Genomic DNA, 14,408 nt, shown 5'->3' with positions numbered 1-14,408 from the left:
GTAAAGTTAATTGAAAGAAAAAGGGTTGTTAATTGTATTGTCCGGCCCATCCGGCGTGGGCAAAGGGACAGTTAGGAAGGCGATATTCTGCCGCCCGGACACAGCATTTGAATATTCCATTTCGATGACAACAAGGAATCCTCGTGAAGGTGAAATACACGGAGTGGATTATTTTTTCAAATCCAGAGAGGAATTTGAAGCTTTGATTGAACAGGGGAAGCTTCTTGAATATGCCGAGTTCGTCGGCAATTACTATGGCACCCCGGTGGACTATGTCCGCGAAACATTGGATTCAGGCAAGGATGTCTTCCTTGAAATCGAAGTCCAGGGTGCACGTCAGGTTCGGGAAAAGTTCCCGGATGGATTATTTATCTTCCTTGCGCCGCCTAGTCTATCCGAGCTTGAGAACAGGATCACAACCAGGGGGACAGAAACCGAGGAACTGATTCGGCAGCGGATGAATGCTGCTAAGGAAGAAATTGAACTGATGCATCTATACGACTATGTGGTAGAGAATGATACAGTGCAAAACGCCTGTGAACGCATTAATGCGATTGTCATTGCGGAGCACTGCCGCCGTGAACGGGTGGAGCGACGCTATAAAACTATGCTGGAGAGTGAATAATATGCTATATCCTTCTATCGATTCATTATTAAATAAAATTGATTCTAAATATTCCCTTGTTTCTGTTGCGGCTAAGAGGGCCAGACAGCTGCAGGAAAAGGACGATTCCAAGCTGCAAAATGTAGTATCCCACAAGAAGGTTGGAAAGGCCTTGGAGGAAATCAATGCCGGCATCCTTGGCTATACCAACAAGCCGGAAGAATCAAACAGCTGAGGTGTTTATGTAAAACACCCTGCACATCTACAACAGCAGATAAACCTGCCCGATAACCTGCCTGCCGCAGGTTTTTTCTGTTTTCCAAGGGGGGGAGTCCCCCTGCCCCGTGCGTAAGATCAAGAGGTAAATAAGGTGAAAAATGCCTGTATATCCTTCATAATAAAATCAGTTAAATGCTGGAGGAAACCTTATGTTAATGAATAAAAAAATCGTATTGTGTGTGACCGGCGGAATTGCCGTTTATAAAGCTGCTGCACTTACAAGCAAACTGACGCAGGCGGGTGCTGAAGTCAGGGTCATGATGAGTGAATCAGCAGCAAAATTTGTAACACCCCTCACGTTCCAGGCACTGTCCAGAAATGATGTATACACAGATACATTCGATGAAAAGATACCCAAAAAAATCGCCCATATTGAGCTTGCAGACTGGGCAGATCTCATTCTAATCGCACCGGCTACCGCGAACATTATCGGTAAGATTGCCGGGGGCATAGCGGATGATATGATTACCACCACATTGCTTGCCTCCGAGGCTCCTGTCTGGGTGGCGCCTGCTATGAATGTGCATATGTATCAGCATCCTGCTGTCCAAAAAAACATGAAGATTTTAAGCGGATACGGGTATGAATTTATTGAGCCCTCCGAGGGATATCTTGCCTGCGGGTATGTCGGTAAAGGCAGACTTGAGGAGCCGGAAAGTATTGTGGAAAAGCTGATTCAATTCTTTTCAGGATCCAGGCCGTTAACAGGAAAGAGGATTCTGATCACAGCAGGTCCTACCAGGGAACGCATTGATCCCGTCCGATTCATTTCAAACCGGTCTACTGGGAAAATGGGATATGCCATAGCGGAAGAAGCCCAAAAGCTTGGGGCAGAGGTTACCCTCGTTTCAGGACCTGTATCACTGATTCCCCCAAAACATGTCAATCTGATTTCTGTAGAATCGGCTGAAGAAATGTATCAGGCAGTCATGGCGAATTATGAGGGTGCTGATGCCGTCATTAAAACAGCTGCCGTATCCGATTACCGCCCTAAACATTATTCCCCGCAGAAAATGAAGAAGATGCCTGGAGATGAGGTCATCGAACTCGAACGGACCAAAGACATTCTGATGGAGCTTGGGGCCAGGAAAGGGACGAAGATGCTTGTGGGCTTCGCGGCAGAAACAGAGCATATCGAGGACTATGCGAGGTCAAAGCTGAAACGGAAAAATACCGATATGATCGTGGCCAATAATGTTACAGCAGAAGGTGCAGGATTCGGGACCGATACAAACATTGTCACCATTTTTACAAAAGAAGGCGAACCAAAGGCACTGCCATTACAATCAAAATCCGGGGTGGCCAGAGATATACTGAACGAGGTTATCGAATTCTTAAATAAAAAGGAATGATGGTCTATGAATATAGCTTCTGTGATTGTCGATGTACCGGCTAAGCAGACGGACCGTGAGTTTGATTATAAGATACCAGAAAAATGGCGGAATGTGATTATACCTGGAATGAGGGTCATTGTCCCATTCGGTCCGCGCAAGGTCCAGGGCTTTGTATCCGGGGTAAAGGACCATTCGGAGTTTGATAAGCTGAAAGAGATTATTGAACCCATGGATCTTGAACCGGTATTGAATGAGGAGCTCCTCAGGCTCGGGAACTGGCTGACAGAAGAAACCCTGTGCTATAAAATATCCGCCTACCAAGTCATGCTTCCTGCCGCGCTGAAGGCAAAGTATGAAAAGCATCTCCGCCTTTCGGATGATATCGACAAAAACGAATTGCCAGTCTCAATTCAAGAGCTTTTTAAACATAAAGATACAGTGGAATGGAACGATGTGCTGGCAAGCTCCTCTCCAGCCCATATTCAGAGCGAAGCAGTAAAAGGGAATGTAGAAGTCATTTATCAGGTGAAGAATAAATTAAATAAAAAGCGACTGAAATTCATCAAGCCGGTCATGGACACAGCCGCCCTGGAAAGCTACCGGGATTCCCTTCCACAAAATGCAGCTGGACAGAAGAGGGTGTGCGGATTCTTTATCGAGCATGAATCGGAAATCAGTTTAAAGGCACTTCTTGAGGAAACAGGGGTCTCCGCCCAGACAGTCAAGTCGCTCGTTCAAAAAAAAGTTCTGGAGGAGCGGGAAAGAGAAGTGTACCGTGATCCATTTAAGGACAGAAGCTTTGAAGCCACCGTTCCCTTTACGCTGACGGAAGAACAGAATGAGGCCCTTATGCCGCTCTTGGATTCTATCCATTCACACAGGGATGATACCTTCCTCCTATATGGAATCACAGGAAGCGGCAAGACGGAGATCTACCTTCAGGCAATCGACTCGGTCTTGAAGGAAGGAAAGGAAGCCATCATGCTTGTCCCTGAAATATCGCTGACACCCCAGATGGTCCAGCGTTTTAAAGGGCGTTTCGGAAATGAAGTGGCAGTGCTTCACAGCGGACTTTCAGCCGGAGAAAAATATGATGAATGGAGAAAGATCCAGCGCCGGGAAGTCAAGGTAGTTGTAGGGGCACGTTCAGCGGTATTCGCTCCTTTTGAAAATCTTGGAATCATCATCATTGATGAAGAGCATGAATCGAGTTATAAGCAGGAAGAAAATCCACGCTATCATGCCAGGGATGTTGCTATTAAACGAAGTGAATTTCATGGCTGCCCGGTGGTACTGGGAAGTGCCACTCCCTCGCTAGAGAGCTTTGCGAGGGCACAGAAAAACGTCTACAGGCTGCTGACCCTCAGAAACCGCCTGAATCACTCCGTCCTGCCAAGTGTGGATATTGTAGACATGAGGGAAGAATTAAGGTCCGGGAATCGATCCATGTTTTCAAAGAAGCTTTTTGAAAAGATTAAGGACCGGCTGGATAAAAACGAACAGATCGTCCTCTTCTTAAATAGGAGAGGCCATTCTTCTTTTGTCATGTGCCGGGACTGTGGAAATGTAATGAATTGCCCGCATTGTGATATATCTCTTACCTATCACCGGCACAGCAATCAGCTGAAATGCCATTACTGCGGCTTTGAGACGGCCATGCCCACCCATTGCCCTGAATGCCAAAGTGACTATATCCGCTTTTTTGGGACTGGTACCCAAAAGGTGGAAGATGAACTTGGGAAGATTCTCCCTGAGGCTAGAGTCATACGGATGGACGTGGATACGACCGGGAGAAAGGGATCGCATGAAAAGCTCCTGAATGCTTTTCAGGAGGGGAAGGCGGATATCCTGCTCGGGACCCAGATGATCGCAAAAGGACTTGATTTTCCCAATATCACCCTAGTGGGTGTCCTGACAGCAGATACGATGCTGCATCTTCCTGACTTCCGTGCTTCTGAAAAGACTTTTCAGCTCCTAACCCAGGTAAGCGGAAGGGCAGGCAGGCATGAGCTTCCAGGGGAGGTAGTCATCCAGACATATACTCCCGAGCATTATAGTATAGAGCTGTCCGGGGAACAGGATTTCGATTCTTTCTATCAGCATGAGATGCTGCTGAGAAAAATGAATAAATATCCCCCTTATTACTACCTCGCCCTTGTGAATGTATCCCATGAAGATCTGTTAAAGGCCGTTTCCGTAACAGAGAAGATCACCAAATTTCTCGGCACGGGTCTGGGCAGCGGTGCTGCCGTACTGGGGCCGGCGGCTTCGCCCATCAGCAGGATGAATGATAGATATAGGTATCAATGTCTGATAAAATACAAACGTGAGCCTCAGCTGAAAAAAATGCTGAAGAAAGTGTTGGACCATTATCAAAAAGAAACGGCCCAGGACGGCTTGCAAATATCAATTGATTTAAATCCTTATATGCTTATGTAAGGATATCTGGCAGGAGGATCTTTTTTGGCTATTTTACCGATCGTAATGTATCCAGATGAAATTCTGGAAGAAAAATGTGAAAGAGTAACAAGTTTTGATAAGAAGTTGGCAAAACTTTTAAATAATATGTATGATACTATGATTGAAGCCGATGGTGTGGGCCTTGCAGCACCCCAGGTCGGAATCCGGCAGCAGGCTGCCGTTGTGGATATCGGGGACGAGTCCGGCACGATTGAAATGGTGAATCCGGAAATTATAGAAACCGGCGGCGAGCAGACAGGGCCGGAAGGATGCCTGAGCTTTCCAGGGCTCTATGGAGAAGTTTCCCGGCCGTATTGGGTGAAAATAAAGGCTCAGGACCGTAAAGGCAGATCCTATAAATTAAGGGCCGAGGATTTTCTGGCCCGTGCGATTCTTCATGAGATCGATCACCTGCATGGTGTGCTGTTCACTTCCAAAGTGAAGCAGTATCTGAACGAAGAAGAACTTGAAAGGTATGAAGAAGAATGACAAAGATCGTATTTATGGGAACCCCTGACTTTTCAGTGCCTGTACTCAGAAGGCTCATAGATGAGGGCTATGAAGTAATAGCGGCGGTCACCCAGCCTGACCGTCCCGTTGGCAGAAAGAGGGTATTGACTCCGCCGCCGGTTAAGGTGGAAGCGTTAAAGCATGGGATTCTGGTGCTGCAGCCTGAGAAGGTGCGCGAGGAAGAGGAGCTTAACAGAATCCTGGAGCTTAATCCAGACTTAATTGTAACGGCTGCATTTGGGCAGATTCTTCCCAAAAAACTTCTTGATGCACCGAAACATGGTTGCATTAATGTCCATGCATCCCTTCTTCCTGAACTGAGGGGAGGCGCCCCTATCCATTATGCGATCCTCCAGGGCAAAGAAAAAACAGGAATAACTATCATGTATATGGCTGAGAAGCTGGATGCAGGGGATATCCTGACCCAGGTTGAGGTTCCTATTGAAGAAGAGGATAATGTGGGAACTCTATTTGATAAGCTTAGTGCTGCCGGAGCAGATCTGCTTTCAGAAACCCTCCCTAAGCTCCTCGCAGGCGGGCTTGCACCGATCCCGCAGGACGAAGAGAAGGCCACTTTCGCTCCAAACATTAAAAGGGAGCAGGAAAAGCTGGATTGGAATAGGACTGGGGAAGAAATCTATAACCATATCCGCGGTTTGAATCCTTGGCCCGCTGCTTACACGACTTTTAAGGGCGAGGTATGGAAAGTCTGGAATTCCCAAAAGATAAACAGCAAAAAGGCTGCAGCCCCAGGTGAAATTGCCGATCTTGCAGAGGATGGCCTGATCGTTGGAACCGGAAATGACTGTTTTATTAAAATTACCGAGCTCCAGCCTGCCGGCAAAAAGAAAATGAGCGCACGCGATTATCTGCGCGGCTCCGGTTCCTCGCTCCAGCCGGGAATAAAGTTAGGAGACAGCGATGAAAAATAACCAGAAAACGGTCAGGGAAATAGCGCTTGATGTCCTGGAATCTGTAGAAAAAAATCAATCATACAGCAATTTGCTTTTAAATACGATGATCACCAAACATAAGCTTACAGGGTCTGATGCTGGCCTTCTTACTGAACTGACATATGGAACCATACAGCGCAAAATGACACTGGACTATTATCTTGAACCTTTTGTCAATTTCAAAAAAACTCAAGGGTGGGTGGTCAATCTATTGAGGATGTCCCTTTACCAGCTCGAGTTTTTAGATAAAATACCGGATCATGCTGTTCTTTTTGAAGCAGTGGAGATTGCTAAAAAACGCGGACATAAAGGCCATACTTCGATGGTAAATGGAGTTCTTCGCAACATTCAGCGCAAAGGGCTGCCTTCTCTGGAAGATATTTCTGACCCAATCGAGAGAATCTCGGTTGAGACGAGCCATCCAAAGTGGATCGTTCAACGCTGGATCGAACAATTCGGGTATGATAAAACATTTGGAATGTGCAGATCCAATCTGATTGCGTCTGTTCAGACAGCCAGGGTAAATATCAGGAAAACCAGCCGGAATGAAGTAATCAGCCTGCTGGAGCAAGAGGGATATATGGTGGAACCGAGCGTGGTCGTACCAGATGGCATCAAATGTTTAAAAGGCAACCTGGCAGGGTCAGAAGCGTATAAGATGGGGTTCTTGACCATCCAGGATGAAAGCTCTATGCTAGTTGGATACGCACTCGGTGCAGAGGGAGAGGAGCAGATCCTGGATACCTGTGCAGCACCGGGAGGCAAATCGACGCATATTGCTGAACGTCTGTCAGATCGAGGAAGGGTAGTATCACTCGATCTTCACGAACACAAAGTGAACCTCATTACCCAGCAGGCCGAACGTCTTGAATTAAACAATATTAAGACAAGGGCTTATAATAGTAAAAAAGTACAGGAAATCTTCGGCCTGGGCCAGTTTGACCGTATCCTGGTCGATGCACCATGCTCGGGACTCGGGGTCATGCGCAGGAAGCCGGATATAAAATATACAAAAAAAGAAGAAGATATCCATTCTCTGTCCGAAATCCAGCAGGAGCTGCTTGATGCAAGCAGCCCGCTTGTGAAAAGAGGCGGTGTACTTGTATACAGCACCTGTACGGTCGACAAGGAAGAGAATGAAAGAACGGCCCTCAAATTTTTGGAAAATCATCCTGAATATGAGGGTGATGAAACCATTAAGGACAGGCTGCCGGAAGCGGCTCGGGCATTGGTAGACCGCTTCATGATCCAGGTATTTCCCCAGGATTTTGGCAGTGATGGCTTCTTTATAGCATGCTTTAAAAGGAAGGTGAAGTAATTGGAAACTTCAATGAGAAAAAACACACAGCAGGAAAACCAAAAGCCCTCCATCTATTCACTAGAGCTTCATGAAATAAAAGAATGGCTGGAAAACAATGGAGAAAAGCCATTCAGGGCAGAGCAGATTTATGACTGGCTTTATAAAAAAAGGGCCGTTACATTCGAGGATATGTCAAACCTCTCAAAAGATCTGAGGAGCAAGCTGGAAGAGAGTTTTTCCATAACTACCTTAAATACCTTGATCCAGCAGACCTCAAGCGATGGAACGATCAAGTTCCTGTTCGAGCTTCATGACGGATATTCCATTGAAACGGTCCTTATGAGGCATGAATATGGAAATTCGATCTGCGTTACCACCCAGGTAGGCTGCCGGATCGGCTGTACGTTCTGTGCATCTACACTTGGCGGGCTGAAACGTAATCTGCTAGCAGGAGAAATCGTTGCCCAGGTCGTAAAAGTACAGAAGGCACTGGATGAAACTGATGAGAGAGTCAGCTCTGTCGTCATTATGGGAATCGGCGAACCGTTTGATAATTATGACGAAATGCTTTCTTTCTTGAAAATCATCAATCATGAAAAAGCCCTGAATATTGGCGCGCGCCATATTACAGTATCCACCAGCGGGATCATCCCGAAAATCTACAAATTCGCAGACGAACAGATGCAGATCAACTTTGCGATATCCCTGCATGCGCCTAATAATGAAATCAGAAGCAGGCTTATGCCGATCAACCGCGCCTACAACCTGCCGGATCTTATGGAAGCTGTTAAATACTACGTCGAGAAGACAGGCAGGAGGATCAGCTTTGAGTATGGTTTATTTGGCGGCGTAAATGATGGAGTGGAGCATGCCAGAGAATTGGCTCAGCTCATTAAAGGGCTGAAGTGCCATGTGAACTTAATTCCTGTTAATTATGTACCTGAACGCGACTATGTGCGGACACCTCGAGAAAAAATCTTTGAATTTGAAAAAACGTTAAAGGACGCCGGCGTTAATGTGACAATTCGAAGAGAACAGGGCCATGATATCGATGCTGCCTGCGGCCAGCTGAGAGCGAAGGAGAGAAAAGAAGAGACGAGGTGAAAGGATGGAAGCGGTTTTTAAAACAGACCGTGGAAAAATCCGCCTGCACAATGAAGACAATGGCGGAGTTTTCACAAACAAGGACGGCAGCATACTTGCAGTAGTAGCAGATGGAATGGGAGGACACCGGGCTGGGGATGTGGCTAGTGAAATGGCTATTTCCCAGCTCAGTGAGCTTTGGAAGGAAACCGGAAGCATGACTGATCCGGAAGAAGCAGAAGACTGGCTCAGAATTCATATCGTAAAGGTCAATGACCGGATTTATCAGCATTCCCTGGCCAATCCAGAATGTGAGGGGATGGGGACGACGCTGGTAGCGGCAGTCTGCACCAAAGCTTATGTAATGATTGCACATGTTGGGGACAGCCGGTGCTATTTATTGTCCCAAAACAGCCTCCGTCAATTGACAGAGGACCATTCCTTAGTCAATGAGCTTGTAAGATGCGGACAAATCAGCAAGGAAGACGCTGAGCACCATCCTAGAAAAAATGTCCTTCTCCGGGCGTTAGGAACAGAAAAAAATGTGGAAATTGATGTGTCAGAGCATAAAATCAGCCAGGGAGATGTGCTGATTCTTTGCTCTGATGGATTAACCAATAAAGTAAATGATTCCGCCCTTCAGGAAATAATAGAATCAGAAACTGTAATGGAATTAAAATCAGAAGAACTCATAAGACTTGCCAATGAAAACGGCGGCGAAGACAATATCACCCTTGTACTTGTGCATTTTACAGATGAAAGTGAAAGCGGGTGATTTAAATGCTGATTGGAAAAAGAATCAGCGGCCGTTATAAAGTTTTAGAGATGATAGGCGGCGGAGGAATGGCGAATGTCTATCTTGCACGGGACATGATCCTGGAACGCGAGGTAGCGTTGAAAATTCTGAGAATGGATTTTTCCAATGATGATGAATTCATAAAGAGATTTAACAGAGAAGCCCAGGCAGCGACAAGCCTTGCGCATCAAAATATTGTCAGCATTTATGATGTAGGTATAGAGGATGATATTTATTATATTGTCATGGAATATGTAGATGGGCTGACACTGAAACAATACATACAGAGAAACTTTCCAATCCCTGTTGATAAGGCCTTGGATATTATGGAACAGATTGCTTCAGCTATTTCTCACGCTCATCAATATGGAATTATTCATAGGGACATTAAGCCCCAGAATATATTAATAGACGGACAGGGCCAGGTGAAAATCACAGACTTTGGTATCGCCATGGCACTCAGTGCTACGAATATTACCCAGACGAATGCCGTGCTTGGCTCCGTGCATTATTTATCTCCTGAACAGGCAAGGGGCGGGATGGCCAATAAAACTTCTGATATCTATTCCATGGGCATCGTCATGTTTGAGCTTCTGACGGGCAGGCTTCCTTTTTCCGGAGAATCTGCCATATCAATTGCCTTAAAGCATCTGCAATCCGAAATGCCGTCCCCGAAAAGATGGAATCCGGATATCCCGCAGAGTGTGGCCAACTGTGTCCTCAAAGCTACGAGCAAAGATCCTTTTTACAGATATGCGAGCAGCGAGGAAATGGCTGAAGATCTAAAAACCGGCCTGGACCCCGGCCGGAGGAATGAAGCTCCCTTTGTCCTTCCGGAGGATAAGGATGCCACCAAGGCCATTCCAATCATTCCTAAGGATATCAAGGCTGCGGAATTCGATGAAACTCTGATTAGAGGGGCCGAGCCTGCTGTTGTACAGAAAGGCAAACCTGCTAAAGACAAAAAGAAGAAAAAACCGGTGAAGGCCAAGAAAAGAAAAAGATGGCCGATGATCTTGGTATCTACCTTTTTATTTTTGCTCCTGCTGAGTGCCTTATCCTTTACAGTCCTGCCTGATATGACGGCACCAAAGGAAGTCAAAATTCCGGATATTAAAAACAAAAAGCTGGATAATGCCATGACAAGCATGCTTGACCACGGCTTCAAAATTGGGAAAACCATGGAGCTGGAAGATGATGAAGTCCAAATGAATTCCGTCATTAAAACAGACCCGGAAATCGGAAGCGTTGTGAAAGAAGGCACGACGGTTGATATTTATATCAGCAGCGGAAAGAAAAAGATCACTCTTTCCGATTTCATGGGCGCAAATATCGATGACATCCAAACCATCGTTAAAAGTCAGGGATTTAATGAACCGGAGATAACGAAAGAGAATGATGATAGTGTGGCTGGGACCATATTGCAGCAGGACCCTGCACCGAATGCGGAAGTGGTCCCGTCGGACACGCAATTGAAGTTCACGGTCAGCTTGGGCCCTGAAAAAATCACCCTTAAAGATTTAAAAGAATTTAATCAGCAGAACTTGGATGAATATAGCAGTAATAACGGACTGGTGATTAATACAAAGTCAGAGGAATACAGTGACACGGTTCCAAAAGGCTTTGTCATTTCTCAGGATCCGGCGCCTTCCACACAGCTGGAGAAGGGAAGTACAGTCAATGTCGTCATTTCTAAAGGCAAAAAGGAACTGCCGCCAAAAACCGTACCAGTTGATGTAAACATCCCATATGATCAGAGTGCGGGAGGCAAGGAGCAAATGATCAGGATTTATGTAGAGGATATGGAAAATAGCCTATCTGAACCATTTTCACAATTTAGAATAACGGCGGCAGAAAAAAGGACGATAAACCTTATAATTGCACCCGGTAAAAAAGCTGAATACAAAGTAGAACGAGATAATGAAGTCATTCAGGATGAAACTGTATCCTATCCAGAATAGCTAAGAACAGAAGACATATGCAGCCCTTGAAATGCGGTTTAAAGGGGAATGAAGGAGGGAAACTATGCCAGAAGGCAGAATAGTCAAGGCTCTGAGCGGATTTTATTATGTGCTTGATGGAGAGCAACTCATACAATGCCGAGGCAGAGGGATTTTTAGAAAAGATAAAATTACCCCTTTGGTAGGGGATGAAGTGGTCTATCAGGCTGAGAATCCGACCGACGGCTATGTATTGGAAATTAAGGAGAGGCATAATGAGCTGGTGCGTCCGCCCATTTCGAATATTGACCAGGCTATCCTTGTTTTTTCAGCATTGGAGCCAAACTTCAGCACGGTTCTGCTTGACCGGTTTCTAGTGCTGATTGAGTCGAAGGATATACAGCCGATCATTTGTATTACAAAAATGGATCTGTTGGAGGAAGAGGCAAAGAAAGAGATTCATACCTTCATCGGGGATTATGAAAATATCGGATACAGCGTCCTCGCTACTTCCTCCGTGACTCAGGAAGGAATTGATATGCTCCTTCCGTACTTTAAGAACAAAACCAGCGTGTTTGCCGGCCAGTCTGGTGTAGGCAAGTCTACATTGCTGAATGCGCTGCGCCCTGAGCTTGAATTAAAGACCAGTGGTATTTCACAGCATCTTGGCCGGGGAAAGCACACGACAAGGCATGTGGAGCTGATTCATATAGGTGATGGCCTTGTGGCCGATACCCCTGGATTCAGTTCCCTTGAATTCACCGAGATTGAAACAGAAGAACTGACCTTTTGTTTCCCGGAAATTCAGGAAATAAGCGAAGGATGCAAGTTCCGCGGCTGCCTGCATGATAAAGAACCCAAATGTGCAGTAAAGGCAGCTTATGCAGAGGGCACTCTTCCAGCATACAGGTATGAACATTATCATGAATTCCTGCAAGAAATAAGAGATCGAAAGCCGAGGTATTAATTATGGTAAAAATAGCACCATCCATCTTATCAGCTGATTTTTCAAAGCTGGGAGAAGAAATTAAAGACGTAGAAAAAGGCGGGGCGGATATCATCCATGTAGATGTCATGGACGGCCGTTTTGTCCCCAATATTACAATCGGGCCGCTGATCGTTGACGCCATACGTCCGATCACCAAACTGCCGCTTGATGTTCATTTGATGATTGAAGATCCTGATAACTATATAGAAGCTTTTGCTAAGGCGGGAGCCGATTATATTTCCGTACATGTTGAGGGCTGCCGCCATCTTCACAGGACCATCCAGCTTATCAAATCTTACGGGGTGAAGGCTGGCGTCGTATTGAATCCGGCAACACCTGTAGAGAGCATCCAGCACGTCATTCAGGATGTGGATCTTGTCTTGATTATGTCCGTTAATCCGGGCTTCGGCGGACAAAAGTTCATTGACAATTCTCTGAAAAAAATCCGCCAGGTAAAAGAGATGGGCGATTCAATCGGACATACCTCACTTGAAATCGAGGTAGACGGAGGAGTGAATGAGCAGACCGCTAAATTGTGCATTGAGGCTGGCGCAAATGTGCTTGTTGCTGGTTCTGCCGTTTATAATAACCCGGATCGTGCAAAAGCCATCAAGGCTTTAAGACCAGAGTGATTTGAAGAGCTGTCCTGCAAGGCTGCATTCGGATAGAGTGCTTCCTTTCGGGACAGCTTCTTTTCTTATAAAAAAGAAAAATTTTATACAATACAGAAGATGGGAATGAACATATTATGATGATTTACATTCTCGCAGGAGGCCCTCTGGAGCTTGTGCCGGATCTTTTGAACTACAAAAACAATAAAGAAATTATATGGGCAGGAGTGGACCGCGGGGTCTATTCTCTTCTGCAGCTTGGCATAACCCCAGACAAGGCATTCGGGGACTTTGATTCTGTCACAGGTAGTGAACTTGAGCTCCTGCAGACCACCCTTTTCAGCATGGACATCTATCCTGCGGAAAAGGACCTCACCGACCTGGAGATCGCCTTGGAATGGGCAAGGGCCCAGAATCCGGATGGCATCAGGATATTCGGAGCTACCGGCGGTCGTGCTGACCATTTCCTGGCCAACATCCAGCTCCTCACCAAAAGTCACCTGCAGAGAAAAACCGACATACCTATATACATAGAAGACAAAACCAATATCATATATGTGAAAACGCCCGGATCCTGGAATATCGAAAGCATACCCGAAAAAAAATATATTTCATTCATCCCTCTCACCCTTGAAGTAAAAGGAATCACACTTAAAGGCTTTAAATATCCCCTGGATAACAGGAATATTACCATGGGCTCAACACTATGTATTAGTAATGAACTTCTTTCTAATATTGGTACTTTTTCATTCATCGAAGGCATAATATTGGTGGTAAGAAGCAATGATTAAAACTCTCTTATAGGAGGATTGCTCCAGATCCGCTGATAAGTTGAATACTGTATCAGATTCACTGAGGAGGGGCTGTATGAAATTTTATACCATTAAACTACCACGTTTTCTAGGCGGTTTGGTAAGAGCTTGTTTAGGAGTCTTAAAGAAGGATTAAGATTTATAGATCCAGGCGTGACACCCTTATTTCAGGGTGTTTTTTTTTGGAGGCGGTGAGCGTCTGCTGATCAATATGCAATTAATCAGAAATGGGCGCAATAATGATGAGTAAAGACGCAATAATTATAAAAACGGCGCAAATCATTGGGGAAATGACGCAAAAACTTTTAGGGCATGCGAAGATTGGTATTGGAATACCCTTCTCCGCATGTCTGGCTTATCCTTGTCGGGCCACTGCCTTCCAACAAATTTCCATTAATAAAAAGTCCGGATATCATTGAGTTAGTCTCAAAAGTGGACACGTTAAAACGGTAATTCATATACTTGAATTAACTTTAAAGAGGACGTGTTCTTATGGGGAAACATTTTGATCATGAATATAAAGAGTATGTTGCGAAACTAATTGTTGAAGAGGGGCGGGTCGCCAAGGAGCTTGCTTTCGAGCTTGAGATCCCCTACTCAACCATTAGAAAGTGGGCGAGTGCCTACAAAGAGAAAGCAAATAGACAGGTCAACAAAGAAAACTATATGACTCCCGGCGAGCTGGAAAAGTTAAAGAAACAACATGAAAAGGAGCTTCAACAGCTGCGGGAGGAGAAT

General features: G+C 45.5%; 15 protein-coding genes. All 15 read left to right on the top strand.

Annotation, left to right across the window (positions count from 1 at the left end; genetic code table 11):
• Positions 1-10: 10 nt before the first annotated feature.
• Entirely contained in the window at positions 11-625 is a 615-nt protein-coding gene (gene gmk / locus H539_RS0101860) for a guanylate kinase (RefSeq protein ID WP_026692087.1), read from the top strand.
• A 1-nt stretch (position 626) separates the two neighbouring features.
• The gene (rpoZ, locus tag H539_RS0101855) at positions 627-839 is read left to right on the top strand and encodes a DNA-directed RNA polymerase subunit omega (protein WP_026692086.1); all 213 of its coding nucleotides are present in this window, start codon (positions 627-629) and stop codon (positions 837-839) included.
• A gap of 193 nt (positions 840-1,032) precedes the next feature.
• Entirely contained in the window at positions 1,033-2,235 is a 1,203-nt protein-coding gene (gene coaBC / locus H539_RS0101850; RefSeq protein WP_026692085.1) for a bifunctional phosphopantothenoylcysteine decarboxylase/phosphopantothenate--cysteine ligase CoaBC, read from the top strand.
• A 6-nt stretch (positions 2,236-2,241) separates the two neighbouring features.
• The gene (priA, locus tag H539_RS0101845) at positions 2,242-4,656 is read left to right on the top strand and encodes a primosomal protein N' (protein ID WP_026692084.1); all 2,415 of its coding nucleotides are present in this window, start codon (positions 2,242-2,244) and stop codon (positions 4,654-4,656) included.
• A 24-nt stretch (positions 4,657-4,680) separates the two neighbouring features.
• On the top strand, positions 4,681-5,166 hold the full coding sequence (gene def / locus H539_RS0101840; RefSeq protein ID WP_026692083.1) for a peptide deformylase: 486 nt from the start codon (positions 4,681-4,683) through the stop codon (positions 5,164-5,166).
• Entirely contained in the window at positions 5,163-6,119 is a 957-nt protein-coding gene (gene fmt, locus H539_RS0101835; protein ID WP_026692082.1) for a methionyl-tRNA formyltransferase, read from the top strand. Before def ends, fmt begins: the two co-directional genes overlap by 4 nt.
• Complete coding sequence (rsmB, locus tag H539_RS0101830) at positions 6,109-7,458, top strand: 16S rRNA (cytosine(967)-C(5))-methyltransferase RsmB (RefSeq protein WP_026692081.1); 1,350 nt, start codon at positions 6,109-6,111, stop codon at positions 7,456-7,458. Before fmt ends, rsmB begins: the two co-directional genes overlap by 11 nt.
• A 12-nt stretch (positions 7,459-7,470) precedes the next feature.
• Complete coding sequence (gene rlmN, locus H539_RS0101825) at positions 7,471-8,544, top strand: dual-specificity RNA methyltransferase RlmN (protein WP_035321832.1); 1,074 nt, start codon at positions 7,471-7,473, stop codon at positions 8,542-8,544.
• Between the two features lie 4 nt (positions 8,545-8,548).
• The gene (locus H539_RS0101820) at positions 8,549-9,298 is read left to right on the top strand and encodes a Stp1/IreP family PP2C-type Ser/Thr phosphatase (RefSeq protein ID WP_026692079.1); all 750 of its coding nucleotides are present in this window, start codon (positions 8,549-8,551) and stop codon (positions 9,296-9,298) included.
• A 5-nt stretch (positions 9,299-9,303) separates the two neighbouring features.
• Positions 9,304-11,280 carry a Stk1 family PASTA domain-containing Ser/Thr kinase gene (gene pknB / locus H539_RS0101815; protein WP_026692078.1) on the top strand — a complete coding sequence of 659 codons (1,977 nt, stop codon included), beginning with the start codon at positions 9,304-9,306 and terminating at the stop codon, positions 11,278-11,280.
• A 64-nt stretch (positions 11,281-11,344) separates the two neighbouring features.
• Positions 11,345-12,226, top strand: coding sequence for a ribosome small subunit-dependent GTPase A (rsgA, locus tag H539_RS0101810; protein WP_026692077.1), 882 nt, complete (start codon positions 11,345-11,347; stop codon positions 12,224-12,226).
• Positions 12,227-12,228: 2 nt separating this feature from the next.
• Positions 12,229-12,879, top strand: coding sequence for a ribulose-phosphate 3-epimerase (gene rpe / locus H539_RS0101805; RefSeq protein WP_026692076.1), 651 nt, complete (start codon positions 12,229-12,231; stop codon positions 12,877-12,879).
• Between the two features lie 116 nt (positions 12,880-12,995).
• Positions 12,996-13,649: a thiamine diphosphokinase gene (locus tag H539_RS0101800; RefSeq protein ID WP_026692075.1), complete on the top strand. Its 654-nt coding sequence runs from the start codon at positions 12,996-12,998 to the stop codon at positions 13,647-13,649.
• 76 nt (positions 13,650-13,725) lie between these two features.
• A complete protein-coding gene (gene spoVM / locus H539_RS27555; RefSeq protein WP_035321795.1) occupies positions 13,726-13,806 on the top strand; it encodes a stage V sporulation protein SpoVM in 81 nt (26 codons plus the stop codon).
• A 356-nt stretch (positions 13,807-14,162) separates the two neighbouring features.
• Positions 14,163-14,408, top strand: a 246-nt coding sequence (locus tag H539_RS0101785) for a transposase (protein WP_026692074.1), incomplete at its 3' end; no start/stop codon positions are given.

The sequence above is a fragment of the Peribacillus kribbensis DSM 17871 genome (genome assembly GCF_000430765.1).
In the GTDB taxonomy this organism is placed as follows: domain Bacteria; phylum Bacillota; class Bacilli; order Bacillales; family DSM-1321; genus Paraperibacillus; species Paraperibacillus kribbensis.
This window is presented reverse-complemented; position numbering and strand designations above follow the sequence as displayed.

What these genes read in the sequence shown, in the direction of transcription:
- rpoZ (WP_026692086.1), top strand. Translation starts at nt 627, where the DNA reads ATGCTATATCCTTCTATCGATTCATTATTAAATAAAATTGATTCTAAA.
- coaBC (WP_026692085.1), top strand. Translation starts at nt 1,033, where the DNA reads ATGTTAATGAATAAAAAAATCGTATTGTGTGTGACCGGCGGAATTGCC.
- H539_RS0101800 (WP_026692075.1), top strand. Translation starts at nt 12,996, where the DNA reads ATGATGATTTACATTCTCGCAGGAGGCCCTCTGGAGCTTGTGCCGGAT.
- fmt (WP_026692082.1), top strand. Translation starts at nt 5,163, where the DNA reads ATGACAAAGATCGTATTTATGGGAACCCCTGACTTTTCAGTGCCTGTA.
- rlmN (WP_035321832.1), top strand. Translation starts at nt 7,471, where the DNA reads ATGAGAAAAAACACACAGCAGGAAAACCAAAAGCCCTCCATCTATTCA.
- rsmB (WP_026692081.1), top strand. Translation starts at nt 6,109, where the DNA reads ATGAAAAATAACCAGAAAACGGTCAGGGAAATAGCGCTTGATGTCCTG.
- priA (WP_026692084.1), top strand. Translation starts at nt 2,242, where the DNA reads ATGAATATAGCTTCTGTGATTGTCGATGTACCGGCTAAGCAGACGGAC.
- rpe (WP_026692076.1), top strand. Translation starts at nt 12,229, where the DNA reads ATGGTAAAAATAGCACCATCCATCTTATCAGCTGATTTTTCAAAGCTG.
- rsgA (WP_026692077.1), top strand. Translation starts at nt 11,345, where the DNA reads ATGCCAGAAGGCAGAATAGTCAAGGCTCTGAGCGGATTTTATTATGTG.
- pknB (WP_026692078.1), top strand. Translation starts at nt 9,304, where the DNA reads ATGCTGATTGGAAAAAGAATCAGCGGCCGTTATAAAGTTTTAGAGATG.
- spoVM (WP_035321795.1), top strand. Translation starts at nt 13,726, where the DNA reads ATGAAATTTTATACCATTAAACTACCACGTTTTCTAGGCGGTTTGGTA.
- H539_RS0101820 (WP_026692079.1), top strand. Translation starts at nt 8,549, where the DNA reads ATGGAAGCGGTTTTTAAAACAGACCGTGGAAAAATCCGCCTGCACAAT.